Raw genomic sequence first — 25,395 nt, 5'->3', positions numbered from 1 at the left:
GTCCCGCCCGCCCGGGCCGCCTACTCCCGCCCCTCGGCCGCCGCTCGGTCGTCCCGCCCACACCGGGAGCGGACGAGGGTGCGGGAGTGGGTCACACCTGGGAGGGCGCTGCTCCGCCGTGGTGGCCCGGAGACCCCGGCACGGTCGTCAGAAGGCAGGGGTGCGGACGCCTTCGCGGGTGAGGGCGCGGGCCTCCTCGTCGGTGGAGACGGAGGGCGGCGAGCCCTCCAGGGGTTTGCGGGCGGTCTCCTTGAGCGTGGCGACGGAGACGATGCCGATCACGGCGAAGAGGGTGGTGTAGATCGCGGGGGAGAGCGCGTTGCCCGTGCCGTCCACCAGGGCCTCCATGACGACCGGGGTGGTGCCGCCGAAGAGGGAGGCGGACAGGTTGTAGCCGATGGCGAGGGAGCCGTAGCGGACGTCGGTGCTGAAGAGGGCCGGGAGCGTGGCGGACATGGTGCCGAGCAGGCACACCAGGCATCCGCCGAGGAGGAACAGTCCCGCGAAGATGGCCCAGTTGCTGCCCTGCTGGAAGAGCGCGAAGGCGGGCACGGTGAGGACGAGGAAGCCGATCATGCCGGCCATCAGGAGGGGTTTTCGGCCCACCCGGTCGCTGCGGCGGCCGATGCGGAAGATGACCGTCATCATCAGCGCCATGGTGACGATGGTGGCGATGAGCTCCAACGACTGTGGCCGGTCGAGGACTTCCTTCATGTACGTCGGCATGTAGGTGAGCAGCATGTAGTGCGCGACGTTGTACGCGGCGACCAGGCTGACGCACTGGACCATGGTGCGCCAGTGGTCGACGAAGATGCTCTTGAGTTCCTTCTGCGGAACGTCCTCGGAGAGCGCCGGGCCGCTGCCGTTCGGTGCCGCCCCCGCGTGTTCGGTGGCCTTCTCGGACTCCAGCTTCCTGAACGCCGGGGTCTCGTCCAGCTTGATCCGGAGGTAGAGACCGACGATGCCGAGGGGGCCGCCGATGAGGAACGGGATGCGCCAGCCCCAGTCGCGCATGCCGTCGGGGCCCAGCCAGAAGGTGAGCAGCAGGACGATTCCGGCGGCGCCGGTGTAGCCCGCGAGGGTGCCGAGTTCGAGGAAGCTGCCGAAGAAGCCGCGTCGTTTGTCGGGCGCGTATTCGGCGATGAAGGTGGCGGCGCCGCCGTACTCGCCGCCGGTGGAGAAGCCCTGTACGAGGCGGCAGACGATGAGCAGGACCGGTGCCCACACGCCGATGGTGGCGTAGCTGGGGATGAGGCCGATGGCGAAGGTGCCTGCGGCCATCAGCATCATGGTGAGGGCGAGGACCTTCTTCCGCCCGATGCGGTCGCCCAGCGGCCCGAAGAAGGTGCCGCCGAGCGGCCGTACCAGGAAGGACACGGCGAAGGTGCCGAAGGAGGCGAGGGTCTGGACGCCCTCGCCCGCGCCGGAGTAGAACACTTTGCCGAGGGTGACCGCGAGGTAGGCGTAGATGCCGAAGTCGAACCACTCCATGGCGTTGCCGAGGGCGGCGGCCTTGACCGCGCGTTTGACGACGCGCTCGTCGGTGACGGTCACGTCGCTGCGTCGCACGCGCGGTTCACGTCGGCGGTCGATGGCGCGGAACAGCGAGCGGTGCCGCTTCAGCGCGGCCAGGTCGGGTGCGCGGTCCTCTCGGCCTCGGTCCATGGCGCCCTTTGTACCCGCTTGCGGGATCTTCATCCGGCATATCGGCGGGGCGCCCCGGGGCCGTGGCGGGGCGTCAGATGCCGAGGTCCTTGAGGAGCTTGGCGACGTGGCCGGTCGCCTTGACGTTGTAGAGGGCGCGTTCGACGGTGCCGTTCTCGTCGACGACGACGGTGGAGCGGATGACGCCGGTGACGGTCTTGCCGTAGAGCTTCTTCTCGCCGAAGGCGCCGTAGGCCTCGAGGGTCTCCTTGGCCGGGTCGCCGACGAGGGTGACCTTCAGGTCCTCCTTCTCGCGGAATTTCGCGAGCTTCTCCGGCTTGTCGGGGGAGACGCCGACGACGTCGTAGCCGGCGCCGGCGAGGACTTCCAGGTTGTCGGTGAAGTCGCAGGCCTGCTTGGTGCATCCCGGGGTGAGCGCGGCGGGGTAGAAGTAGACGATGACCTTGCGTCCGGCGTAGGCGGCGAGGGAGACCTCGTTGCCGTCGGCATCGGGCAGGGTGAAGGCGGGGGCGGGGTCGCCGGGTGTGAGCCGCTCGCTCATCTGTGCTCCTCGGGGCTGGTGGGGCGGGCCTGTCTGCTGGGTCGAGCCTAACCAGGGCAGGCGGGCGCGGGGTGCCGTGGGGCGGGGCGGGGGCGGAGCTGAAAGACTGTCCGGTAACCAGTACCGGAACCGGCTGCCGGAGGCGGCCGGGCCACGACGGGACGAGTGACGGAGGCGACGCGGTGTCGGATGCCAGGACCCCTGCGGACATCGAGGCGGACATCGTTCGGCGGCGGGAGGAGCTCGCCGCGGCGCTGGACGAGATCGCGATGCGGGTGCACCCGAAGACGATCATGGCGGGGGCGAAGTCCAAGGTCGCCGCGACGGTGGACCGGACGGCCGGGCGGGCGTACGTGGCGGTGAACGCGAAGGTGTCGGGTGCGCGCGCGTCGATGACGGACGAGGAGGGGGCGCCGCGGCTGGAGCGCGTGGTGCCGGTGGCCGTGGTGGCGGTGGCCGTGGTCGGCGGCCTGATGGTCCTGTCGCTGCGCCGTCGCCGCCGCTGACTCCGACGGGTCCGGCGGGCGGGCCCGCCGGGTGGGCCCGGCGTCCGGCCCGCGGGCGGACGGGCGGTCGGTCCGGTACGGAGGCGGGCGGGCGGTTGGGATACGGTCGGGGGCGTGAGTTCCGAGACCCCACAGCACCCCGACAAGCTTCCGATCCGGATGCTGCACGACCGGGTGCTGGTACGCACCGACATCCCGGAGGGCGAGCGCCGTTCGTCGGGCGGCATCGTCATTCCCGCCACGGCCGCGGTGGGCCGTCGGCTGAACTGGGCCGAGGTCGTCGCGGTGGGGCAGAACGTGCGGACGGTGGAGCCCGGTGACCGGGTGCTCTACGACCCGGAGGACCGGGCCGAGGTCGAGGTGCGCGGGGTGGCGTACGTGCTGATGCGCGAGCGCGACCTGCACGCGGTGGCCGCCGAGCGGCTGCAGGGGTCCGAGGACTCCACCGGCCTGTACCTGTAGCCCGGCTCAGGCCTCTTCGCTCCGCCCGGCCGGGTGTGCCCGGCGCCCGGGGCGTGCACCGGCTCGTCGCGCCCGGTACGGCGTGCGAGGACGTTCCGCCGCGGGTGCCCAGGCGCTCGGCGCGCGCCGTGCCGACGTCGGTCGGACCGACGAAGCAAGCCTGCACCTCCTCGCCGACCCGGGGGCAACGCGTTCTGCCTGTTCAGGGTCTGTATCGACCCCGCTGCGAGGTTGCCCGGTGCGGTCCTGTGCCGGTGCGGTCCTGCCCGGACCGCACCGGAGGGCGGCCGGCCGCCGGAGCGGTCAGTGGCCCGAGGTCGCCTTGAGGCCTACGACGGCGACGAGCAGCAGGCAGATGAAGAAGATCCGCGCCGCCGTGACGGGCTCGTGCAGCACCAGCATGCCGATGACGGCGGCTCCGGCGGCGCCGATGCCGACCCAGATGCCGTAGGCGGTGCCGATGGGCAGCGTGCGGGCGGCCTGGGCGAGCAGCACCATGCTGGCGGCGAAGCCGGCGACGGTGAGGACGCTGGGCCAGAGCCGGGTGAAGCCCTCGGTGTAGGTGAGCCCGATCGCCCAGGCGATTTCGAGCAGGCCGGCGACGGTGAGCAGGATCCAGGCCATGACGGCACCTCCGTGTACGTGTGCGGGGGTGCGTCGTCTTTGCCTCGGCCGGCTCCCGTGGGGCCCGGCCGCCCGGTACGGCGCGTCTCGTCGGGGTGTTCCCGAGGCTAGCAAACGGGCGTGCGCCGGAGCGGTGCGGCGGCCGGTCAGCCGCCGCCGTCCTCTCCGGCGCCCACTTCGCCGGTGCTCTGGCTTCCGCCGTAGCCGCTGGAGGTGCCGCCCCAGGCTTCGCCGCCGGGGCCGCCCGTGGTGCCGCCGTCGGTCGTGCCGCCGTCGGTGGTGCCCCCGTCCGTCGTGCCGCCGTCGGTGGTGCCGCCGTCCGTGCCGCCCGTGGTCGGGTCCGGCGGGATGGACGGGCCGCCGGTGGGGTCCGGGGTCCCGGTGGGCGGGGTGGGGATGCCGGGGTCCGTGGGCTGGGTGGGGGGCTCCTCGGTGGGCACATCGGTGGCGGGCGGTTCGCTGGGGTCGGTGTCCTCGCTGGGAGGCGCGGTGGGCAGCACCGGGCCGCGGGTGTCGAGGTCGAAGTCCTTCACCGGCTCGCCTTCGAGGGCGGCGGCGGTGTAGGCGCCCCAGATCTCGGCGGGCGGGCCGCCGCCGTTGATGCGGGGCAGTCCGAGAGCCTCGTACATCGGTTCCTGCGCGCCGGTCTCGGGGTTCTTGCCGACGACGCTGATCACGGTGGCGAGTTCGGGGGTGTAGCCGGCGAACCAGGCGGCCTTGTCCTCCTCGGCGGTGCCGGTCTTGCCGGCGGCGGGGCGTCCGGCCGACTGGGCGGCGGTGGCGGTGCCGCCCTCGACGACGCTCTCCAGGACGGCGGTGGTGGTGTCGGCGGCGTCGCGCGGGACGACCCGCTTCTCCTTCCGCTCCGGCAGGTCGACGGTCTCCGCGCCGCGGGTCACCTTGGTCACCAGGGTGGCGTCGCGGTGCATGCCGTGGTTGGCGAGGGCGGCGTACGCCTCGGCCATGTCGACGGTGGAGGCGGGGGAGACGCCCAGCGAGATCGATGCGCCGACCTTGGGGTCGATGACGCTGTCGGGGATGCCCAGCGCGGTGGCGGTCTCCCGGACGTTCTCGACGCCCACGTCGATGCCCATCTGCGCGAAGACGGCGTTGATCGACTTGTCCATGGCCTCGGAGACGGTGACCGGGCCGTAGTCGACCTGGTCCTCGTTCTCGGGGGCGAAGTCCGTGGGCCGGCCGTCGACCTCGGCCGGACGCCCGCTGGTGCCGTCGTAGACGGTGCGGGCGCTGATGGGCTGCCCGTCCTGGGTGGTGGAGTCGTGGTCGAGCGCGGAGGTGAAGACGAACGGCTTGAACGTGGAGCCCACCTGGTACTCGCGGGCGGTCGCGGTGTTGGTGTACTGCTCGACGAAGTTCTCGCCGCCGTACATGGCGACGACCTCGCCGGTCTGCGGGTCGATGGAGGTGCCGCCGGTGCGGACGTAGGTGTCGACCTTGCGGTTCTCCTCGTCGAGGCGGGAGACGAGCTCGGCGTCGACGGCGTCGACCAGGGCGTCCTGCTTCTCGCGGTCGATGGTGGTGCGGATGGTGAAGCCGCCGGACCGCAGCCGGCCCGCCGTGATGATGCCGCTGTCGATCAGGTGGTCGTTGACCGCGTTGACGAGGTAGCCGCGCTGACCCGAGAGGCTGGTCGACGGCTTGACCGGGTCCGGCTCGGGGAACTCCATGGCCTTGCGCTTCTGCTTGCTCAGCCAGCCCTCCTCGACCATGCCGCGCAGCACGTACTTCCAGCGGGCCTTGGCACGGTCGGTGTTCTCCGGGTGGGCCTTGACGTCGTAGGCGCTGGGGGCGTTGACCAGGGCGGCGAGGTAGGCGCCCTCGGCGACGGTGAGGGCGTCGGCGTCCTTGCCGTAGTAGGCCTGGGCGGCCGACTGGATGCCGTAGGCGTTGCGGCCGAAGTAGCTGGTGTTGAGGTAGCCCTGGAGGATCTCGTCCTTGCTGACCTCGTTGTCCAGCTTGATCGCGATGAAGAACTCCTTCACCTTGCGGGTGACGGTCTGTTCCTGCGTCAGGTAGTAGTTCTTCACGTACTGCTGGGTGATCGTGGAACCGGACTGCGTCGAGCCGCCGGTCATCATGTTCCACGCCGCACGCGACATCGCCTTGAGGTTGACGGCGGGCTCGCTGTAGAAGTTGCGGTCCTCGGCGGACAGCATGGCGCGCTGCGCGCCGCGGGAGATCTCGTCGAGGGGGACGCTCTCCCGGTTGTATTCGCCGTCGACGGCGATGCGGCTGCCGTCGGAGTACAGGTAGACGTTGGACTGCGAGACGGCGTGCGGGTTGGGCTCGGGGATGTCGACGAGCAGGTAGCCGGCGACCATGCCGCCGGAGATCAGCAGGATCACGGTCAGCACCGCGCCGACCACCATGCGCCAGGTGGGGATCAGCCGGCGCGCCCCGGTGCGCCGGGAGCCGTCGTGCTCGGCGTCCGGCTCCCCGCCCGGTTCCTCGCCGGGCGTCCAGTCGCCGTCCGCCGCGTACGGCCCGGTGTCCCGGTTCGGCTCGTCACTCATCGTCTGCAGGCACTCCCCGTCCACGTCCGGGCGTTCGGATAGACGTCCGGATCCACTGTCGCATCCTCCGCACCGGCCTCCGGTGACCGGCCACGCGCCGCAGCGGCGTGGCGTGCCGCCGCATGGCGTACGGCGTACCCGGGGGTGGGGCGGAAAACCCTTCGCCCGGGGCGGCGCCCGCCCGTAGGCTGGCGGATTCGCTTCGTTCCGGCTCCCCGGCCCGCTGCCGCGGGGGTCGTCCGCGCCTGCGTGCCGGGCGGCGGCTGTGGAGCCGCTGTAGATACAGACGGGGGAGGGGCCGGGAAGGATGCATCGCGGCGGGGTCTATTTCACGGTGACGGCGGGCTCGTTCCGGCGCTACGCCACCTATCGGGTCGCCACGGCGGCGGGTGTGTTCACCAACACGGTCTTCGGTTTCGTCCTCGCCTACACCTATCTGGCGCTGTGGTCGGAGCGGCCGCGGCTGGGCGGGTACGACCAGGCGGAGGCGCTGACCTTCGTGTGGACCGGGCAGGCCCTGCTGGCGGCGGTGGCCCTGTTGGGCGGTGGTGCGCTGGAGGACCTCCAGGCCCGTATCCGCAGCGGCGACGTGGCCGTGGACCTGTACCGGCCGGTGGATCTGCAGTTGTGGTGGCTTGCGGCGGATCTGGGGCGGGCGGCGTTCCAGCTGGTCGGCCGCGGGGTGGTGCCGGTGGCGGTGGGGGCGCTGGCGTTCGAGTTGGCGCTGCCGTCGTCGCCGGTGACCTGGGTGCTGTTCCTGGTGTCGACGTGGTTGGCGGTGGTGGTGGGGTTCGGGTTGCGCTATCTGCTGGCGCTGGCCACGTTCTGGGTGATGGAGGGCACCGGCCTGAACACCCTGTCCACGCTGCTGAACACGTTCTTCTCGGGGATGCTGCTGCCGCTGACGGTCTTCCCGGGCGCGTTCGGCGAGGCGGTGCGGACACTGCCGTGGGCGGCGATGCTCCAGGTGCCGGCGGACGTGCTGCTGGAGCAGTACCGGGGGGCGGCCGCGGTGGTGTCGGCGCTGGCGTTCCAGGCCGGGTGGGCGCTGGTGGTGCTGGCGCTGGGGCGTGCGCTCCAGGCGGTCGCCACCCGGAAGGTGGTGGTCCAGGGTGGCTGACGGGATGCTCGCGCGGACTCTGTGGGGTCTGCGGGCGTACGGCTTCATCGTGCGGATGTGGGTGCGTTCGGCGCTGGCCTACCGCGCGTCGTTCCTGATGATGACGCTCGGCGGGATCGCGATGACGTCGCTGGACTTCGTCGCGATCGTGATCATGTTCACGCACATCGAGGAACTGGGCGGCTTCTCGCTGCCGGAGGTGGCGTTCCTGTACGGCGCGTCCAGCGCGTCGTTCGGGCTGGCGGACCTGCTGGCCGGGTCGTTCGGGCGGGTGGGCGGCCGGGTGCGGGACGGGACGGTGGACGTGCTGCTGGTGCGTCCGGTGCCGGTCTCGGCGCAGGTCGCCGCGGACCGGTTCGCGCTGCACCGGGTGGGCCGGCTGATCCAGGCGGGGCTGCTGCTGGGCTGGGCGCTGTGGCACCTGGAGGCGGCGTGGACGCCGGGGCGGGTGCTGATGGTGCCGGTGATGGTGGTGAGCGGTGCGCTGATCTTCGCCGCGGTGTTCGCGGTCGGCGGCGCGTTCCAGTTCTGGGCGCGGGACGCGTCGGAGGTGCAGAACGCCTTCACCTACGGCGGTCAGACGATGCTTCAGTACCCGCCGACGGTGTTCGGACGGGAGCTGGTGCGGGGGGCGACGTTCGTGGTGCCGCTGGCGTTCGTGAACTGGGTTCCGGCGCTGTACGTGCTGGGCCGGGGCGACCTCCTGGGACTGCCGTGGTGGGCGGACTTCGCCTCGCCCGCGGTGGCGCTGGTGTCCGTTGCGGTGGCGGGGCTGGTGTGGCGGGCCGGGCTGCGGGGCTATGTGAGTACGGGAAGCTGAGAGGGAGCCGGGACGGATGGACGCGTGCATCGAGGTGGAGGGGCTGGAGAAGGTGTTCCGGGTGCGGCGGCGCACCGGGCGCCGGCTGCGTCGGGAGACCAGCGAGGTGCGGGCGGTCGACGGCATCACCTTCTCGGTACCGCGCGGCCAGGTCGTGGGCTACATCGGCCCGAACGGGGCGGGGAAGTCGACGACGATCAAGATGCTGACCGGCATCCTGACGCCCGGCGGCGGGCGGCTGCGGGTCGCCGGTCTCGACCCCGCGCGTGAGCGGACGCGGCTCGCGCGGCGCATCGGGGTGGTGTTCGGCCAGCGCACGACCCTGTGGTGGGACCTGCCGCTGCGCGACTCGTACGCGCTGGTGAGGCGCATGTACCGGGTGCCGGCGGACCGCTTCCGCGTGAACCTCGACCGGTGCGTGGAGCTGCTCGGTCTCGCCGACCTGCTGGACGTGCCGGTGCGTCAGCTCTCGCTGGGGCAGCGGATGCGCGGGGACATCGCGGCGGCGCTGCTGCACGACCCGGAGGTGCTCTACCTGGACGAGCCGACGATCGGGCTGGACGTCGTCAGCAAGGCCCGGGTCCGCGGCTTCCTGCGCGACCTGAACGCCGAGCGCGGTACCACGGTGCTGCTCACCACGCACGACCTCACCGACATCGAGCAGCTCTGCGAGCGGGTGATGGTGATCGATCACGGACGGATGATGTACGACGGGGCGCTGGGCGGGCTGCACGAGGTGGGGGAGAGCGAGCGGACGCTGGTGGTGGACCTCGAGCGGGAGCTGCCGCCGATCAGCGGGGTGCCGGGGGCGCGGACGGTGCGGACGGAGGGGCCGCGGCAGTGGCTGGCGTTCCCGGCGTCGGCGAGTGCGGCGCCGGTCGTGGCCGCGGTGGCGGCCCACTATCCGCTGGTCGACCTGTCGGTGCGGGAGCCGGACATCGAGTCGGTCATCGCCGCGATGTACGCGGGGCGTGCGTAGGGGCGCGGCGGCGCCGGAGGGGACGGGAGGCGGCCCGGAAGGGAGGCGCCGGGATGCTCAGAGGCGGGCCGGGTTGGGGTCGCCGGCGAGCTGCCCGAGTTCCACCGTGTGGGCCATCGCGCGGTAGCCGTTGTCGGACGGGTGCAGGTGGTCGCCGGAGTCGTAGATGCCGCGCAGCCGCTGCGGTGCGGCCGGGTCGCGCAGCGCCGCGTCGAAGTCGATCACGGCGTCGAAGACGTCACCGGACCGGATGCGGTCGTTGACGGCCTGCCGCACGGCCTCCTCCCGTGGCTCGTAGCCGCGGTGCCCGCCGGACGGGGTGAGGGTGCCGCCCACGACCCTGACGTCCCGCGCGTGGGCTCTCCGGGTGATCTCCTGGAGGCCGGCGACGATGCGGGCGGGGTCGAGCTGCTGCGGGTGCTTGAGGATGTCGTTCAGGCCCAGTTCGACGACGAGGACTTCGACGCCGGTCCGGGAGAGCGCGTCCCGGTGGAGGCGGTTCAGGGCGGAGGGGCCGTTGTTCGGAGAGTAGTCGAGGCCGTCGATCAGCACCCGGTTCCCGCTGATGCCCGCGTTGAGGACGCTGTACCGGGGGGCGTCGGGCTCGGTGCGCAGCCGTTCGGCGAGGAAGTCGGTCCAGCGGTGGTTGGCGCCGGTGGACGAGGTGATGCCGTCGGTGATCGAGTCGCCGAGCACCGCGACCGCGCCGTCGGCCTCCGTGGTCCACACGTCGACGGCCGTCACCCACCGCCAGTACGGGCTCTGCTGCGTGAAGTCGGTGCCGGCGACGGACCGGGTCAGGTCGCCCGGCCCGGCGTAGCTGGTCTGTCGCGCGTGGTTGTGGAAGGTCACGGGGCCGGACGCCTGGGGCGTGTAGGTGGTGATCAGCAGGTCGCCCGCGGCCGGCACGTTCAGCCGTACGGCGTCGCTGACGGCCTTCTCACCGGGCGGGATGGTCACCGAGGGGCGGCCGTCGAAGGTGAGCCGGCGCAGGCTGCCGGCCTTCGCGGTGGGGCTGCTGGGCGCGGCGGCGAGGGCGAGGCCGGCCCGGGTGAAGGTCAGCGGCGTCTCGCCGAAGAGGTTGGAGAGGTGGATGCGGGCGCGGGTGCCGCCCACGGAGGTGTGCACGACGTTGCGGACCGACATGTCGGCGAAGGCGTTGCGGGTGCCGGGCTCGGCCGCGGCGGGGGCGGCGGCCCAGGTGCCGATCCAGCTGCCGGAGGAGGCGGGCCGGGCGCCGCCGGCGCCGGACTGCGGGCCGTCCGCGCCCTCGTCCCGTCCGGACGCCTTGCCGAAGCCGACGAAGACAGCCGTGGACACCAGGACCACGAGGGCGGCGAGTGCTGCCAGCAGGGCATAACCCAGGTTTCTGGTCATGCGCGGTGTGTCTCCTCGGGCTGTCGGAGCGGGCTCCGGCGGTCGGGTCTCTCATGATCCCACGGTGACCCGTGTGGACTCGAATCGTCAGACGCGGGGAACCCCTGGGGCGTTCCCCACGTAGGGCGGGTGGGGAACGCGAGGAGAGAATGTGCCGAGGCCAGCGGAGCGGGTGGAGCGGATGGACCAGTCGGAACGCGGTGGAATCGCCACCGCGGAACGGTCCGGTGTGAGAGCACTCACACGGGGTCCGGGGGCGTTCACGGCCGCCGACGAGGAGCGGCAGCGCGGCGTGCGCCGGATGAAGCTGATCGCCACCGGGGCGCTGGCCGCCATGGCCGTCGTCTTCGCCCTCGCCACGTGGGCGGGCGAGTCCGGCGCCGGCGCCTGGACGGGCTATGTCGCGGCGGCCGCCGAGGCCGGCATGGTCGGTGCGCTCGCCGACTGGTTCGCCGTCACCGCCCTCTTCAAACGCCCGATGGGTCTTCCCATCCCGCACACCGCGATCATCCCCACCAAGAAGGACCAACTCGGCCGGAGTCTGGGCGACTTCGTCGGGGAGAACTTCCTCTCCGAGGAGGTCGTGCGGGCCCGGCTGCGTTCCGTGGGCATCGGCAGCCGGCTCGGCGGCTGGCTCGCCGTGCCGGCGCACGCGGACCGGGTGACGGCCGAACTGGCCACCGCCCTGCGCGGCGCGCTCACGGTGCTGCGCGACGACGACGTGCAGGCCGTCGTCGGCGAGGCCATCACGCGGCGGGCGGAGGCGCAGGAGATCGCGCCCGGCCTGGGCCGGCTGCTGGAGAAGGTCGTCGCCGACGGCGGTCACCGCCGCGTGGTGGACCTGGTGTGCGTGCGGGCCCGGGACTGGCTGGAGCGGCACAGCGACTCGGTGATGGAGGCGGTCAGCGGCGGCGCGCCCGGCTGGACGCCCCGCTTCGTGGACCGCAAGGTCGGCGAGCGCGTCTACAAGGAGCTGCTGCGCTTCGTCACCGAGATGCGGGACATGCCCGGGCACCCGGCGCGCGGTGCGCTCGACCGCTTCCTCACCGATTTCGCCCGGGACCTGCGCACCGACGAGGAGACGCGGGAGCGCGTCGAGCGGCTCAAGCGCGACGTGCTGGGGCGGTCGGAGGTGCAGGACCTGATCGCCTCGGCGTGGTCCTCGGTGCGGGCGATGATCGTGGCCGCGGCCGAGGACGAGCGCAGCGAACTGCGCATGCGGGCCCGGGCGTCGCTGCTGTCGCTGGGCCGGCGGATGGCGGAGGACGACCGGCTCCAGGGCAAGGTCGACTCCTGGGTGGAGGGCGCGGCGGCGCACGTCGTCACCACCTACCGCGACGAGATCACCTCGCTGATCAGCGAGACCATCGCCGGCTGGGACGCGGAGCACACCTCCCGCAAGATCGAGGCGCACATCGGCCGGGATCTGCAGTTCATCCGCATCAACGGCACGGTGGTGGGTGCGCTGGCCGGGCTGGTGATCCACACCGTCGCGCACGCGGCGGGCGCCTGAGCACGACGCCCCCGGCGGTGCGGCCTCCGCGTCCCGCTTCCGGGCCCGCGTCCCACTGGGTGGGACGCGGGTTGCGCCGCGTGCACCCCTCCTTGGAGGATCGTCCAACACGCTGTGCGGTGGCCGTCCCCACCGTGATCGCCCGCGTGCCCAGCCCGCTGCGGGGCGCGCCACGACCACGGGAGACGACCATGAAGCTGCTGCGTGTCGGACCGCCGGGCGCGGAGCGCCCGGCCGCCCTGGACGCCGACGGGGTGCTGCGGGACCTCGCCGCGGTGACGCCCGACGTCGACGGCGCGCTGCTCGCCGACGACGCGGCCCTCGCCCGGGTACGGGCGGCCGTCGACGGCGGCGGCCTGCCCCGCCTCGACCCCGGCGGGCTGCGGATCGGCCCGCCGGTGGGCCGGGTCGGCAAGGTCGTGTGCATCGGCCTCAACTACCACGATCACGCGCGGGAGACGGGCGCCGCGGTCCCGGCGGAGCCGATCGTCTTCCTCAAGGCGGCGGACACCGTCGTCGGCCCCGACGACCCGGTCCTGGTGCCGCGGGGCAGCACGAGGACCGACTGGGAGGTCGAACTCGCCGTCGTCGTCGGCCGGACCGCGCGGTACCTGGAGACCGACGCGCAGGCGCGCGCATGCGTCGGCGGATACGCCGTGGCCCACGACGTGTCCGAGCGCGAGTGGCAGCTGGAGCGCGGCGGCACCTGGGACAAGGGCAAGAACTGCGAGACGTTCAGCCCGCTGGGCCCCTGGCTGGTCACTCCCGACGAGGTCCCCGACCCGCAGGCGCTCGGCCTGCGGCTGCGCGTCGACGGCCGGCTGATGCAGGACGGGACGACGGCCGACCAGATCTTCCCCGTGGCGGAGGTCCTCCGCTACCTCAGCGGCTTCATGGTGCTGCGGCCCGGCGACGTCGTCCTGACCGGCACCCCGGCGGGCGTGGCGATGGGCCGGCCCGAGCCCAAGCCGTATCTGAGGCCCGGCCACGTGGTCGACCTCGAGATCGACGGCCTCGGCCGCCAGCGCCAGGTCCTCACCGCGGCCTGAGGTCCCGTTCCCGCCGGGGCCTCACCCCCGGCGTGAACGGTCACGCCGCGGCGGCGGGGGACTCTCACACCCCGGCGGCGAGGGCGACGGTCCGGCCCTCCCGGGCCGAGGTGCGTGCGGCCTCCAGCACACGCAGCGCCTCCGCGGCCTCGCGGGCCGTGACCGGCGCCGGCCCGCCGTCGCGGAGTGCCGCCGCCACCCCGGCGTAGTACGCGGGGTAGTCGCCGGCCTCGCTCGGTACCCGTTCCGCCGCGTCCAGGTGCCCCAGGGTTCCCCACGCCGCTTCCGGTTCCACTCCCCACGGTGTGCCGGGCTCGGGCAGGGCGCCCTCCCGCAGGGCCGCCTCCTGCGGGTCGAGGCCGTGCTTCACGTAGGCCGCCTTCGTCCCCAGAACCCGGAAACGCGGCCCGAGTTGTGCTGCGGTCGCGCTCATCCACAGGTGCGAGCGCACCCCGTTCCGGTGGGTCAGCGCCACGAACACGTCGTCGTCCGCCTCCGCCCCGGCCCGCCGGACGTCGGATTCCGCATACACCGACGCGACGGGCCCGAGGAGCGCCAGGGCCTGGTCGACGAGGTGGCTGCCGAGGTCGTACAGCAGGCCGCCGACCTCGCCGGGGTCGCCCGACTCGCGCCAGCCGCCCTTGAGCTGCGGCCGCCACCGCTCGAAGCGTGACTCGAAGCGCAGCACCTCGCCGAGCGCGCCCTCGGCGACCAGCGCCCGCACGGTGCGGAAGTCGTTGTCCCAGCGGCGGTTCTGGAACGGGGACAACAGCAGCCCGCGCTCCTCCGCGAGCGCGGCGAGGTGCTCGGCCTCGGCCGCCGTCGCCGCCAGCGGCTTGTCGACGACGACGGGCAGCCCGGCCCGCAGGGCACGTTCGGCCAGCGGCACGTGCGTCCTGTTCGGGGAGGCGACGACGATCAGGTCGAGCGCGTCGGCCCGGGCGAACAGCTCGTCGGCGGTGGCGACGGTACGGACGCCCGCGCCCCGGTCGCGGGCCACCTGCGCCTGGCGCTCGGGGTTCGCGGTGACCACGGTGTCGAGGACGAGACCGTCGGTGACGGCGATCAGCGGGGCGTGGAAGGCGGAGCCGGCGAGGCCGTAGCCGAGCAGGCCGACGCGGAGCGATGCGTTCATGGGGCCAGTCTCCCAACGGTCCCCGCAGGCTCCACGTGCAGGTCCGGGCCCCGGGGCCGGGGGCGCAGGCGTATGCCCCGGTAGGGTGAAACCGGCGCACGGACCGAACCCACCAGCAGGGAGCCGTCAACGTGGCAGAGCGCAAGCCGATCGAGTCCTGGCTCACCGACATGGACGGTGTGCTGATGCACGAGGGCGTGCCGGTGCCCGGCGCCGACGCGTTCGTCAAGCGTCTGAAGGAGTCCGAACGCCCCTTCCTCGTGCTGACGAACAACTCGATGTACACGCCGCGCGACCTGCACGCCCGGCTGTCGCGGATCGGCCTGGAGGTGCCGATCGAGAACATCTGGACGTCCGCCCTGGCGACCGCCCAGTTCCTGGACGACCAGCGGCCGGGCGGCACCGCGTACGTCATCGGCGAGGCCGGTCTGACGACGGCGATGCACGACATCGGCTACGTCCTCACCGACCACGCCCCGGACTACGTCGTGCTGGGCGAGACCCGCACCTACTCCTTCGAGGCGCTGACCAAGGCGATCCGGCTGATCAACGACGGCGCACGGTTCATCGCCACCAACCCCGACGAGACCGGGCCCTCCATGGAGGGCGCGCTGCCCGCGACGGGCGCGGTCGCCGCACTGATCACCAAGGCGACCGGACGCGAGCCCTACTTCGTCGGGAAGCCGAACCCGCTGATGATGCGCGCCGGGCTGAACGCCATCGGCGCGCACTCGGAGACGACGGCGATGATCGGCGACCGGATGGACACCGACGTGCGGGCCGGCATGGAGGCCGGCCTGGAGACGTTCCTGGTGCTCACCGGTGTCACCCGGCCGCACGAGGTGGACCTCTTCCCGTACCGGCCGTCCACCGTGGTCGACTCCATCGCGGACCTCGTCCAGCGCGTCTGACGGTCCGTCCGGACCGGGCGCCCGACCGGACGGCCGTGCGCCACCCGCGCGGCGTAGCACCGGCGCTCCCGGGATGCGGGCCGCGCCGGAGCGGGTGATCTTCGAGGCAGCGACCCGGAGGTTCCCCATGCACCGCTCACCCGCTCCGCCCGCCCGCGCCCGCGGACGCTCACTCTCCGCCGCCGCGCGGGCCGCCTCGGTCACCGCGGGCGCGGTGGCGGCGGTCGCGGCCTGCACGCTCGCCGCCCCGGCGGCTGCCGCCGCGCCTGCGGAGCCGGGCGCCGGCGGGCCCGTCGAGGTGACGCCCCGGCACGCCGAGCCCGGCAGCCAGGTCGAGCTGCGGACGGACTTCTGCGAGGTGGAGCGCACCGCGTTCGCCACGTCCGTCGCCTTCGAGGCGGACGTCGACCTGCAACGCACCGAGGACGGCGCCGCCTTCCACGGCTACGCGGTGATCAGCATGGACGCGGAGCTGGGGACGTACGGGCTCACCGTGGTGTGCGGGGAGGACGAGAAGCGGGGCGAGGGCTCGTTCAAGGTCGTCCCGGCGGGCGGCGACGGCGGCCAGGGCCGCGACGGCGGCCAGGGCGACGAGGGCGAGGAGGCCGGTGCCGGGTACGAGGACGGCCGCCCGAGGAACGAGCCGCACGCGGGCCGGGACCCCGGCGGCCACGACCGGCCGCCGTGGGAGTCCGAGGAGGGCGGGCCGTACGAGCCGGACGACCCGTACGCGTCGCCCGTCGCTCCCGTGCGCGCGGGCGGCGGCGGGACGGCCGGCGACCACGCGGGCGCGGCGACGGACACCGCCGAGCGGGCCGGTCTCGCCCTGGCCGGGGGCGCCGCCGTCGCGGGTGCCGTGACCTGGGCGGTACGCCGGCGCCGCGCTCGCGCCCACCCGGGCGGGTGAACCCGCGGTGACGGCGGACGGCGCGGGACAGCCGCAGGCGCCGGAGGACGGGCGGCCCTCCGGCCGGGGGCGGCTGACCACCGGCACGATCTGGGCGCTGCTCCTCCTCGGCCTGTGGATCTGGGGGAGGGCCGCCACCGACGGGGGGCTCGACGGCCCGGCGCACGGCGACGTCTCCGCGGCCGGGCGGCAGTTCGGCGGCGGCGAGCCGCTGCCCGCCGCGCACGCGCCGCTTGACGAGGTCGGCCGCCCGGTGCGCCTGGAGATCCCCTCGCTCGACATCCGGGCCCGCATCGAACCCACCGGACTGGACGACCGCGGCGGCGTCGCCGCCCCGCCGTACGCGCGCGCGGGCGCGGTCGGCTGGTACCGGGAGGGCCCGAAGCCCGGCGAGGAGGGCGTCGCCCTGGTCGTCGGCCACGTCGACACCGACACCCGCCGAGCGGTGTTCTACGCGCTGAGCACGGTCGGACGCGGCACCGAGGTGCGGGTGACCGGCGAGAACGGCCGGGTGGCCGAATTCACCGTCGAGTCGGCGGAGGTGGTCCAGGGCGAGGGCTTCGAGGCCGAACGCGCCTACGGGCAGCGGGAGAAGGGCCGTGCGGAGCTGCGGCTGCTCACCTGTGGCGGCACCTACGACCGGCAGGAGCGCGCCTACACCTCCAACGTCGTGGTGTCCGCCTACCTGACGGGCACGCATGCGACGGCCTGAGCGGCGGGGGCGGACGGCTCCACGTGCCACCGCGGTGCGCGTCGCCGGAGTGCTCGCCGGAGTGCGGGTCGTGGCCGTGCTCGTCGCGGCGGCGGTGCTCGGCGGCTGCGCCGGTACCGGGGGCGGGCCTTCCCGGGCGGCGACGGACGGCGCGGGCGGCCACGGCGACGGGGCGCCGTTCTGGAACAACCCGGAGGGCCCGGCCGAACGGCAGGCCGCCGCCTACCGCGCCGCCGGGCGGCACCGTGACGCGGAGCTGATCGAACGGATCGCGGACCGCCCAGTGGCCGAGTGGCTCGGCGCCGAGCGCGCCGAGGCCGAGGAGCAGGCGCGTACCTACACCGTGGCCGCCGGCGCGGCGGGGCGGCGTGCGGTGCTCGTCCTGTACAACATCCCGCACCGGGACTGCGGCCAGTACTCGCGCGGCGGCGCCCGCGACGCCGCCGCCTACCGGGAGTGGCTGGCGGGGGTGGTGCGTGGTATCGGCGGGCGGCCGGCCACCGTGATCGTGGAGCCGGACGCGCTCCCGCACCTGCTCCAGGAGGGCTGCACCCCGCACCGTTTCCACGACGAGCGGTACCGGCTGCTGCACGAGGCGGTGACGTCGCTGGCCGCGCTCGCCGACACCGACGTCTACCTGGACGCCGGCAACGCCGGCTGGGTCCGCGAACCCGGCGCGCTGGTGGAGCCGCTGCGGAAGGCCGGCGTCGGCGCGGCGGACGGCTTCGCACTGAACGTCGCCAACTTCCGGACCACCGCCGCGAGTGTCGCCTACGGCCGGGAGCTGTCCCGGAAGCTCGGCGGGGCGCACTTCGTCGTCGACACCAGCCGGAACGGCAACGGCCCGGCAGACGGGACGGGCGAGGCCGCGTGGTGCAACCCCCCGGGGCGGGCGCTCGGCACGCCGCCGACCACCCGCACCGGACACGAGCGGGTGGACGCCTACCTGTGGATCAAGCGCCCCGGCGAGTCGGACGGAAGCTGCGGCGGGGCGCCGGAGGCGGGGGAGTGGTTCCCCCGGTACGCGCTCGCGCTGGCCCGCCGGGCCCGCGCCGACCGCCCGTGACCGTGCGGCCGCGCAGGGGTGGAGGGTCAGTACCCCGGGTCGGGCGGCGGCGCCCGCCGGGTCGTGGCGGGTGACGGGGCGTCCGGGTCGGCCGGCACCCGCAGCCACACCGCCTCCGACGGGACGCCGCGGTCGTCCACCGCGACCACCATGTACCAGCCGGGCGGCACCAGCCACGGTTCCTCCGGCAGCGTGACGCGCACTCCGTCGGCCGTGAGCGCGAACTCCAGGGCGACCGACCGCTGTTCGACGTTCGTGACGTGCGTGGCGGAGCCGGGGCGGATCAGCCGCATCCGCGCGAGGGAGCGGGCGTCCCCGGTGCGGTAGGTCACGCTGTCGCCGAGGGCGACGGTCTCCCTGCCGCGCCGGGTGTCGTGCAGCGCCGGCCGGTCGCCGCCCTGGTGCAGGTAGGGCGGTTCGTAGACGCCGATGCGCTGCTCGAAGTCGCCGGGACGGGTCTCGTCGGCGTCGGCGAACAACGGGTCGGAGCCGAACGTCATCACCCGCCCGTCGGGCAGCAGCAGTCCGCCGGAGTGGTAGTTGCGGCCCACGAGCGGGTCGGCGACCTGCTCGAACGTGCGCCGGCCGGGGTGGTAGAGCGCGGCGGCGAGGACGTCGCCGGTGCCCCGGGCGCGGTAGCCGCCGGAACCGCCGGCGATCAGGACGGTGTCGTCGGGCAGCACGACGCCGGTGGGATAGCGCACCTCGGCGTACAGGTCGGGGCCGTCGGTGAAGCGCGGCCGGGGCGCGTCGAGGTCGACGAGCGCGGTGCGTGCCGTGGACTCCGCGCTCTCGCCGACTCCGCCGCCGCCGAGCACCATGTACCGCTGCTGCTGCGCCGGCGGCAGCAGGACGGACATCGACGTCTCCAGCACGTCGGGCCGGCTGAGGCCGGGCACTTCGGTGAACGCGTCGGTCTCCAGGTTCCACACGCCGGGGGTGCGGCCCCGGTCGGCCGGCCCGTAGCCGGCGTTGGAGCCGGTGTAGAAGACCCGGCCGTCCCCGGCGAGGAAGAGCGCCGGGTAGGTGGGCAGGAACCGCGCGTCGGGCAGGTACTCCCAGCTCCGGGTGCGCGGATCGTAGACCTCGTTCCTGCCGGGGACGACCTGCCCGATCTCGTCCAGGCCGGACACCGCCAGCACGCGGCCGTCCGCGAGCGTGGTGAGGGTGGGGTACCAGCGGGCCTCGCCCATCGGGTCGACCGGGATGTACCGCTCGGCGACCGGGTCGAACTCGTAGGCGGTGTCGATGCCCTGGAAGTCCTTCTTGTCGAAGGACAGCTTCTGCGCGATGCCGTAGACGTTCCGCCGCTCCGCACCGCGCAGGCCGTGCACGCGGTACTGGTCCTGGGCGCCGGTGGCGTGTGCGCGGCCCTTCTTCGGGGCCTCGACGTAGACCCGGGCGCTGCCCGGGGTGACGGTCACCCCGCCGGTGTCGGGGTCGACGGTCTTGTCGGCGCGGGGGACGAGCAGGTTGTCCTGGGCGGCGAAGGTCTTCCCGTTGCGGCGGCCGGTGAAGAGGGTGCCCTCGGTAAGGGTCTTCGCCCGGTCGGGGTTCTCGTTGTAGACGATCATCAGACCGCCGGCCTTCTCCACGTCCCCTTCGAGGGTCTCGTACCGCCGGGTGCCGCCGGCCACGAGGAGGTGACCGTCGGGGAGTTGTGCGTGTCCGGAGCAGAACAGGTCGGCGGGGGTGGGGATGTTCCGGAAGGTGCCGGTCTCCGGGTCCCACAGCACGGTGCGGAACGTGCCGGCGTCGAACATCCGCGCGTCGTTGCCGGAGCCGGCGACGAGCAGCACCTTTCCGGTGTGCAGCAGCGCGGCGTGGATGGTGTTGACGCGGTACCGCTCGGGCACGGCGACGGTCTGCCAGCGGCCGTTCTCCGCGAGGTAGCCGGGCCGGCGGATGCGGTGGTCGTGGTAGGCGTCGGCGGCGATGTCGTACAGCACCGGCCCGTTGAGCCCGGCGAGCACACACGCCGCCGCCAGGCCCAGGGCGAGGCGGCGGGTCCTGCGGCTCGGGCGGTACCTCATCTGTCACGTCCGGGGCGATAGGTGACGTTTCGTCCGGCTTCACGATATTCCTCCGCGCCGCCTGCTTCGCGGAACGCGGGCCCGGCCGGACGTGTCGGGCGGGCGGCGGCTGAGCCGGGTCGGCGCGGGTTCTGTAATTGGTCTGGACATGCCGAAGTGGTAGCGCTAGTTTCGCAATTGGTCTGGACCAGAAGCGCACGACTCCCGTTCCCCACACACCCCCACACCCCCCACACCGATGGAGCAGGCATGCGACGAAGGATCAGCACGACGTCCGCGGCGATCGGCATGGCCGCGATCACCGTTCTCGCCACCGGCGGCAGCGCCCAGGCCCACGGGTACTCCTCCAGCCCCACCAGCCGTCAGGCGTTCTGCGCCGACGGCGCGGTCAGCGGCTGCGGCGCCATCCAGTGGGAGCCGCAGAGCGTCGAAGGGCCGAAGGGCTTCCCGCAGGGCGGCCCGAGCGACGGCACCCTCTGCGCCGGCGGCAACGGCCGCTTCTCCGAACTCGACGACCCGCGCGGCGGCGACTGGCCGACCAGCAACGTGCCGTCCGGGCAGGACTTCACCTTCACCTGGACGAACACCGCGATGCACTCCACCACCGACTACCGGTACTACGTGACCAAGGACGGCTGGGACCCGTCCCAGCCGCTGACCCGGTCGGCGCTGGAACTCGACCCGTTCCTGGTCGTGCCGATGGACGGGCGTCAGCCCGCCGCCGAGGAGAGCCACACCGGGCGCCTGCCCGGCAAGTCCGGCCGCCACATGATCTTCTCCGTGTGGACGGTCGCGGACACCGGCAACGCGTTCTACGCCTGCTCGGACGTGAACTTCCAGTAGGCCGGGCCGACTCCGAGAGGAGGCTCACCCCACACCGCGGGCCCGCCCGGCCCCGGCCCCCGCGCCACGGCGGCGGGGGCCGGGGCCGGGCGCGGTGCCGTGCGGTGACACCATGACGGCGTGACGCAGGCGGCGGACGACGCGACCCGACCCGGTGCCGGCACCGACGAGGGCGACGCACAGGTCCCGGCGTTCTGGCGGGAGCTGGGCCTGCCCGGACTCGTCGACGTGCACACGCACTTCATGCCGCACCGCGTCATGGCCAAGGTGTGGGCCTACTTCGACAGTGCCGGGCCGCTCACCGGCCGCCCCTGGCCCATCGCCTACCGCACCGACGAGCGGCACCGGCTCGCGCTCCTGCGCGACCTGGGTGTACGGCACTTCACCTCGCTCGTCTACCCGCACAAGCCCGGCATGGCCGCCTGGCTCAACGCCTGGGCGGCCGACTTCGCCGCCCGCACGCCGGACTGCCTGCACACCGCGACCTTCCATCCGGAACCCGAGGCTCCGGCCTACGTCGCCGAGGCGATCGACGCGGGCGCCCGGGTGTTCAAGGCACACGTGCAGGTCGGCGCGTGGGACCTGTGCGACCCGCTGCTGGACCCGGTCTGGGGCCTGCTCGCCGACGCCGGCGTGCCCGTCGTCACCCACTGCGGCTCCGCGCCCGTGCCCGGCGCCCACACCGGACCCGAGGGTGCGGCCAGGCTGCTCGCCCGCCACCCCGGGTTGCCGATGATCGTGGCGCACATGGGCATGCCCGACTACGGCGCCTTCCTCGACCTCGCCGAGACGTACCCGCGCGTGCACCTGGACACCACCATGGCGTTCACCCGCTTCAGCGAGGAGGAGGCGCCGTTCCCGCGCGAGCGGCTGCCGCAGCTCGCCGCCCTCGGCGACCGCGTCCTCTTCGGCTCCGACTTCCCCAACATCCCCTACGGCTACCGGGACGCGCTGCACGCCCTGGAGACGCTGGACCTCGGCGACGCGTGGCTGCGCGCGGTCTGCTGGCACAACGCGGCGCGGCTCTTCGGCCTCTGAGGACGCGGTCTCCGGTTCCGCGGTCGCCGGGCGGGGGTGCCCGTGCTCAGTCCTCGCCCTTGCCCTCGCGCTTCCCGCGCTCCACGACCGCCCGCACGTTCGCCGGGCTGCCGCAGGCCGCGTCGAGGTGTTCCGCGCGCGACATGACGAAAGCCTCCGCCAGTTCCGCGCGCCGGGCGTCCGGCACGTGCTCCCGGGCGTCGTTGAGCAGCGTGCGCTCCTCCTCGTCGAGGTGGTGCGTGACGGCGGCCACCAGGTCCTCCAGCTTCTCGTCCCACGCGTCGGAGGAGGTGTCCGCGATCTCGAGGAGGGCGAGCAGCGCCTCGTTGCCCTCCTGGTGTTCGTGCACGCCGTGCTCGACGTCCTCCTCGTCCACCGGGTCGCGTCGGGCGAGGTCCGGGTAGACCTTCTCCTCCTCCGCCTCGCCGTGCGCGATCAGCAGGTTCGCGAACTCGGCGAGCGCCCCCGCCCGGTCCGCCTCCGCGTTCCGCATGGTGCGGAACAGCTCCTCCATCCGCCGGTGGTCCTTCAGGATGAGCTCGACGACATCGTTGTGCGCGGACGACATGATCTCTCCGGGTCTCCTCGGGATCGGTGACAGGACGCTCCGACGGTGACCGTATGTCCCCTCTGCCCCGCGGTATGCCTCGCCGCGCGGCGAGGCATGCTCCCGCCGCCGGCTCAGCCGTCCGCGTGCCGCCAGCCGTCGACGTGCAGCACCTCGTCCAGCGGCCGTCGCGGCGCCGGACGGAAGGTGCTGCCGGTGTGGTGCGCGGTGGGGATCAGCGCGCCCTGGCGCACGTCGTCCGGCAGCCCGAGCACGTCGGCGATCTCGCGCTCGTACGTCAGGTGCAGCGTGGTCCAGGCCGTCGCCAGGCCGCGTGTGCGGGCGGCCAGCATGTAGCTCCACGCCGCCGGGAGCAGCGAGCCCCACAGCCCGGCCTGATTGCCGGCGGGCAGCGCCCCTGCCTGCGGAAGCCGGAGGCAGGGGATCACCAGGACCGGCACCCGGTCCATCCGTTCGGCCAGGTACGTGATGCTGGCGTGCACCCGCTGCTGCACCTGCGCCTGCTCCGGGTCGTCCGCGAACAGGCTGCCCGCGGCGGCGGGCGAGTCCAGGTAGGCGGCGCACGCCTTGCGGTACGTCGCGCCGATCGCGGCACGCCGTTCGGCGTCCGTGACCACCACGAAGCGCCAGCGCTGCGCGTTCGAGCCGCTCGGTGCCTGGAGCGCGATCTCCAGGCACTCCCGCACGGTGTCCAGCGCCACCGGGCGGTCCAGATCGAGGCGGCGCCGCACGGAACGGGTGGTGGTCAGCACCTCCTCGGCGGTCATCGCGGGGCGGTGCGGGGCGGGCGGGTCTGCTTCTGCTGCCATGCCCGCACCCTCCCGCGCCCGCCCCTGTGCAGTCCAGCTACATCGTCTACAGTTTCTTTTCAGCAGGGCTACTAAACTGGCGGCATGCTCGACGTCCGGCGCCTCACCCTGCTGCGCGACCTCGCCGACCACGGCACCGTCTCCGCCGTCGCGGAAGTCCACCGGGTCACGCCCTCCGCCGTGTCCCAGCAGCTCAGGCAGCTGGAGCACGAAGCGGGCGTGGCGCTGCTGCACCGCGAGGGCAGGACGGTGCGGCTGACCGCGGCCGGACACGCACTCGTCGCCGGCGCCGAGGACGTCTTCGCCGCGCTGGAACGCGCCGAGACGCGGCTGCGCCGGCTGGTCGACCGGCCCTCCGGGCCGGTCCGCATCGCCTGCTTCACCAGCGCACTCGGCCCGCTGGCCGCGCCCCTTCCGGCCGCGCTGCGCGCCGCGCACCCGGAACTGGTGCCGGCCGTGCACGAGGCCGAACCGGAACAGAGCCTCCCCGCACTGCGGCAGCACCGGGCGGACGTGGCGGTCGTCCACCGCTACACCCACCTTGGCACCCAGGCACCGTCGTGGGCACACACCGTGCCGCTGCTCGACGATCCGCTGGCGGTCGTCCTTCCCGACGGCCATCCGGCGGCACGGGCCGACGCCGCCGCACCCGTGGACCTGCGCGACCTCGCGGACGCGGACTGGATCGCCGCCCCCGAAGGCGGCAGCTGCCGGGACGCGACCCTCCTGGCGTGCCGCCACGCCGGCTTCACGCCCCGCACGGTCCACACCTGCGCCGACTTCGGCGCCACCCTCACCCTGGTCGGGGCGGGCGCGGGCGTGGCCCTGGTGCCCCGCCTCGCGCTGACGTCCCCTCCTCCGGGTGTCCGGGCGTACGACGTGGGCGCGCCGTCGGTGGGGCGGAGTGTGGAGGCCGTCGTGCGGCGCGGCGCTGCCGGGCACCCGGCGATCGGAGCCGTCCTCGGCGCCCTGGTCGACGCGGCGTCCTCACGGCCCGCCGGCCGGCGTCCGTGACACCAGCTCGAACCACACCATCTTGGTGGCCGGCCCGGTCCGCTCCGCGTCCCACGCGTCGGTGAGCGCGTCCAGCAGCGCCAGCCCCCGACCCTGCTCCGCCAGTCCTTCCGGATCGCCGGGGCGCGGCAGTGCGGGATCGCTGTCGTGCACCTCCACCCGCAGGCCGTGCGCGCGCCGCCGCAGTATGACCGTGCAGGTGCCGTCCGGCACGTGCTTGACGACGTTGGCCAGCAGCTCCGTCACGCCCAGCTCCGCGATCTCCGTCAGCGGGGCCATCCCCCACGCGGTCACGTACGCGCGCACGATCCGCCGTACGTGCCGCGCGCTGTGGCCCCCGGGTCGGAGCCGCGTCCGGTAGTAGTGCGACGGCGCGACCATGTGCGGCTCGTAGTCGAGCACATGGACCTCGGCGTTCATCCTGGCGACGCTCACACTGAAGACTACACTCCGCCACACCCGGTGACTCACCGTGTGGTCGCCGGCCGCCGGTCGTCGCCGTCAGCTCGTCGCGACGTGGACGGAGAGCCCGGCGAGGACGGTGCCCATGACGCGGCGCTGCGCGCGGAGCCAGCGGGGGCGGGAGCGCAGGAAGGACGAGAGGGAGCCGGCGGTGAGGGCGATCAGCGCGTTGACGGTGACCGCGATGGTGATCTGGGTGAGGCCGAGCACCAGGCTCTGCGCGGCGACCGACCCGCGTTCCGGGTCCACGAACTGGGGCAGCACGGAGAGGTACAGAATCGCGATCTTCGGGTTGAGCAGGTTCGTGACCAGGCCCATGGTGAAGAGGCGCCGCGGCCGGTCCGGCGGCAGCGGCTTCGGGTCGAACGCCGAGGCGCCGCCGGGCCGGAGGGTCTGCCAGGCCAGGTGGGCCAGGTAGGCGGCGCCGGCCAGCTTGACGGCCGTGTACGCGCCGGGAACGAGCGTGAAGAGCGTCGTCAGGCCCGCCACGGCCGCGACGAGGTAGACCAGGAACCCGGCGGCGACGCCCAGCAGCGACACCAGCCCGGCCCTGCGGCCCTGGGTGACCGAACGGGACACCAGGTAGATCATGTTGGGCCCGGGTGTGAGGACCAGCCCGAGCGCCACGACCACGATCCCCACCAGTGCTTCGACGCCGACCATGCGCACCGCCTCCCACCCCGTGGCCGTCGGCGGGCGTCCGCCCG

General features: G+C 73.7%; 25 protein-coding genes. 14 read left to right on the top strand and 11 right to left on the bottom strand.

Annotated elements, in window-relative coordinates; translation table 11 throughout:
• Positions 1 to 147: 147 nt before the first annotated feature.
• Together RM572_RS03560 and bcp are read right to left on the bottom strand one after the other, a co-directional pair.
• Positions 148 to 1,665 carry an MFS transporter gene (locus RM572_RS03560; RefSeq protein ID WP_311671761.1) on the bottom strand — a complete coding sequence of 506 codons (1,518 nt, stop codon included), beginning with the start codon at positions 1,663 to 1,665 and terminating at the stop codon, positions 148 to 150.
• A 73-nt stretch (positions 1,666 to 1,738) separates the two neighbouring features.
• Entirely contained in the window at positions 1,739 to 2,206 is a 468-nt protein-coding gene (gene bcp, locus RM572_RS03555; protein ID WP_311671760.1) for a thioredoxin-dependent thiol peroxidase, read from the bottom strand.
• Between the two features lie 182 nt (positions 2,207 to 2,388).
• Between bcp and RM572_RS03550 the strand changes: the two genes are divergently transcribed.
• The gene (locus tag RM572_RS03550) at positions 2,389 to 2,712 is read left to right on the top strand and encodes a DUF3618 domain-containing protein (protein WP_311671759.1); all 324 of its coding nucleotides are present in this window, start codon (positions 2,389 to 2,391) and stop codon (positions 2,710 to 2,712) included.
• A gap of 159 nt (positions 2,713 to 2,871) precedes the next feature.
• Positions 2,872 to 3,174 carry a GroES family chaperonin gene (locus RM572_RS03545; protein WP_051308181.1) on the top strand — a complete coding sequence of 101 codons (303 nt, stop codon included), beginning with the start codon at positions 2,872 to 2,874 and terminating at the stop codon, positions 3,172 to 3,174.
• 303 nt (positions 3,175 to 3,477) lie between these two features.
• Here the strand turns inward: RM572_RS03545 and RM572_RS03540 are convergent, their stop codons facing one another.
• Both RM572_RS03540 and RM572_RS03535 read right to left on the bottom strand, forming a co-directional pair.
• Positions 3,478 to 3,798, bottom strand: a complete 321-nt coding sequence (locus RM572_RS03540) for a DMT family transporter (protein WP_311671758.1) — start codon at positions 3,796 to 3,798, stop codon at positions 3,478 to 3,480.
• A gap of 146 nt (positions 3,799 to 3,944) precedes the next feature.
• Entirely contained in the window at positions 3,945 to 6,332 is a 2,388-nt protein-coding gene (locus tag RM572_RS03535; RefSeq protein WP_311671757.1) for a transglycosylase domain-containing protein, read from the bottom strand.
• A 307-nt stretch (positions 6,333 to 6,639) separates the two neighbouring features.
• On the opposite strand from RM572_RS03535, the gene RM572_RS03530 reads away from it, so the two are divergent.
• From RM572_RS03530 to RM572_RS03520, 3 genes are read left to right on the top strand one after another with little or no spacing between them, the layout of a single operon-like run.
• The gene (locus RM572_RS03530) at positions 6,640 to 7,452 is read left to right on the top strand and encodes an ABC transporter permease (protein WP_311671756.1); all 813 of its coding nucleotides are present in this window, start codon (positions 6,640 to 6,642) and stop codon (positions 7,450 to 7,452) included.
• Positions 7,453 to 7,456: 4 nt separating this feature from the next.
• Positions 7,457 to 8,272, top strand: a complete 816-nt coding sequence (locus tag RM572_RS03525; RefSeq protein ID WP_311671755.1) for an ABC transporter permease — start codon at positions 7,457 to 7,459, stop codon at positions 8,270 to 8,272.
• A gap of 16 nt (positions 8,273 to 8,288) precedes the next feature.
• Positions 8,289 to 9,251: an ABC transporter ATP-binding protein gene (locus RM572_RS03520; protein WP_027763497.1), complete on the top strand. Its 963-nt coding sequence runs from the start codon at positions 8,289 to 8,291 to the stop codon at positions 9,249 to 9,251.
• A 57-nt stretch (positions 9,252 to 9,308) separates the two neighbouring features.
• Here the strand turns inward: RM572_RS03520 and RM572_RS03515 are convergent, their stop codons facing one another.
• Positions 9,309 to 10,628: an SGNH/GDSL hydrolase family protein gene (locus RM572_RS03515; RefSeq protein WP_311671754.1), complete on the bottom strand. Its 1,320-nt coding sequence runs from the start codon at positions 10,626 to 10,628 to the stop codon at positions 9,309 to 9,311.
• Between the two features lie 181 nt (positions 10,629 to 10,809).
• On the opposite strand from RM572_RS03515, the gene RM572_RS03510 reads away from it, so the two are divergent.
• Together RM572_RS03510 and RM572_RS03505 are read left to right on the top strand one after the other, a co-directional pair.
• Entirely contained in the window at positions 10,810 to 12,141 is a 1,332-nt protein-coding gene (locus tag RM572_RS03510) for a DUF445 domain-containing protein (RefSeq protein ID WP_311671830.1), read from the top strand.
• A gap of 191 nt (positions 12,142 to 12,332) precedes the next feature.
• Complete coding sequence (locus tag RM572_RS03505; protein WP_311671753.1) at positions 12,333 to 13,190, top strand: fumarylacetoacetate hydrolase family protein; 858 nt, start codon at positions 12,333 to 12,335, stop codon at positions 13,188 to 13,190.
• A gap of 64 nt (positions 13,191 to 13,254) precedes the next feature.
• On the opposite strand, the gene RM572_RS03500 is transcribed toward RM572_RS03505, so the two are convergent.
• Positions 13,255 to 14,325 (bottom strand): Gfo/Idh/MocA family oxidoreductase, encoded by a 1,071-nt coding sequence (locus tag RM572_RS03500; protein WP_311671752.1) that lies wholly within the window; start codon positions 14,323 to 14,325, stop codon positions 13,255 to 13,257.
• Positions 14,326 to 14,456: 131 nt separating this feature from the next.
• On the opposite strand from RM572_RS03500, the gene RM572_RS03495 reads away from it, so the two are divergent.
• From RM572_RS03495 to RM572_RS03480, 4 genes are all read left to right on the top strand, one after another.
• Positions 14,457 to 15,236 (top strand): HAD-IIA family hydrolase, encoded by a 780-nt coding sequence (locus tag RM572_RS03495; protein WP_027763502.1) that lies wholly within the window; start codon positions 14,457 to 14,459, stop codon positions 15,234 to 15,236.
• Between the two features lie 127 nt (positions 15,237 to 15,363).
• Positions 15,364 to 16,143, top strand: coding sequence for a hypothetical protein (locus RM572_RS03490; RefSeq protein WP_311671751.1), 780 nt, complete (start codon positions 15,364 to 15,366; stop codon positions 16,141 to 16,143).
• Positions 16,144 to 16,150: 7 nt separating this feature from the next.
• Positions 16,151 to 16,855 (top strand): class F sortase, encoded by a 705-nt coding sequence (locus tag RM572_RS03485; protein ID WP_311671750.1) that lies wholly within the window; start codon positions 16,151 to 16,153, stop codon positions 16,853 to 16,855.
• Entirely contained in the window at positions 16,842 to 17,921 is a 1,080-nt protein-coding gene (locus RM572_RS03480) for a glycoside hydrolase family 6 protein (protein ID WP_394813502.1), read from the top strand. Before RM572_RS03485 ends, RM572_RS03480 begins: the two co-directional genes overlap by 14 nt.
• 26 nt (positions 17,922 to 17,947) lie before the next feature.
• Here the strand turns inward: RM572_RS03480 and RM572_RS03475 are convergent, their stop codons facing one another.
• Positions 17,948 to 19,954 carry a radical copper oxidase GlxA gene (locus RM572_RS03475; protein WP_311671748.1) on the bottom strand — a complete coding sequence of 669 codons (2,007 nt, stop codon included), beginning with the start codon at positions 19,952 to 19,954 and terminating at the stop codon, positions 17,948 to 17,950.
• Between the two features lie 249 nt (positions 19,955 to 20,203).
• On the opposite strand from RM572_RS03475, the gene RM572_RS03470 reads away from it, so the two are divergent.
• Both RM572_RS03470 and RM572_RS03465 read left to right on the top strand, forming a co-directional pair.
• Complete coding sequence (locus RM572_RS03470) at positions 20,204 to 20,797, top strand: lytic polysaccharide monooxygenase auxiliary activity family 9 protein (protein ID WP_311671747.1); 594 nt, start codon at positions 20,204 to 20,206, stop codon at positions 20,795 to 20,797.
• Between the two features lie 204 nt (positions 20,798 to 21,001).
• Positions 21,002 to 21,835 (top strand): amidohydrolase family protein, encoded by an 834-nt coding sequence (locus tag RM572_RS03465; protein WP_311671829.1) that lies wholly within the window; start codon positions 21,002 to 21,004, stop codon positions 21,833 to 21,835.
• A gap of 46 nt (positions 21,836 to 21,881) precedes the next feature.
• Here RM572_RS03465 and RM572_RS03460 read toward each other — a convergent pair whose 3' ends face one another.
• Together RM572_RS03460 and RM572_RS03455 are read right to left on the bottom strand one after the other, a co-directional pair.
• Positions 21,882 to 22,403 carry a hemerythrin domain-containing protein gene (locus RM572_RS03460; protein WP_311671746.1) on the bottom strand — a complete coding sequence of 174 codons (522 nt, stop codon included), beginning with the start codon at positions 22,401 to 22,403 and terminating at the stop codon, positions 21,882 to 21,884.
• 113 nt (positions 22,404 to 22,516) lie between these two features.
• The gene (locus RM572_RS03455; RefSeq protein ID WP_311671745.1) at positions 22,517 to 23,212 is read right to left on the bottom strand and encodes a nitroreductase family protein; all 696 of its coding nucleotides are present in this window, start codon (positions 23,210 to 23,212) and stop codon (positions 22,517 to 22,519) included.
• A gap of 84 nt (positions 23,213 to 23,296) precedes the next feature.
• Here RM572_RS03455 and RM572_RS03450 point away from each other — a divergent pair, with 84 nt between their 5' ends.
• Positions 23,297 to 24,226 (top strand): LysR family transcriptional regulator, encoded by a 930-nt coding sequence (locus RM572_RS03450; protein WP_311671744.1) that lies wholly within the window; start codon positions 23,297 to 23,299, stop codon positions 24,224 to 24,226.
• On the opposite strand, the gene RM572_RS03445 is transcribed toward RM572_RS03450, so the two are convergent.
• Both RM572_RS03445 and RM572_RS03440 read right to left on the bottom strand, forming a co-directional pair.
• A complete protein-coding gene (locus RM572_RS03445) occupies positions 24,200 to 24,646 on the bottom strand; it encodes an ATP-binding protein (RefSeq protein WP_311671743.1) in 447 nt (148 codons plus the stop codon). The two genes, RM572_RS03450 and RM572_RS03445, sit on opposite strands and share 27 nt — an antisense overlap.
• 81 nt (positions 24,647 to 24,727) lie before the next feature.
• Positions 24,728 to 25,351, bottom strand: a complete 624-nt coding sequence (locus RM572_RS03440; protein ID WP_311671742.1) for a LysE family translocator — start codon at positions 25,349 to 25,351, stop codon at positions 24,728 to 24,730.
• Between the last annotated feature and the right edge of the window lie 44 nt (positions 25,352 to 25,395).

Origin of the sequence: Streptomyces hazeniae (assembly GCF_031845485.1) — a bacterium.
In the GTDB taxonomy this organism is placed as follows: Bacteria; Actinomycetota; Actinomycetes; order Streptomycetales; family Streptomycetaceae; genus Streptomyces; species Streptomyces hazeniae.
Note: the sequence above shows the minus strand (reverse complement) of the source record. Positions and strands in the feature narration are given on the sequence as shown.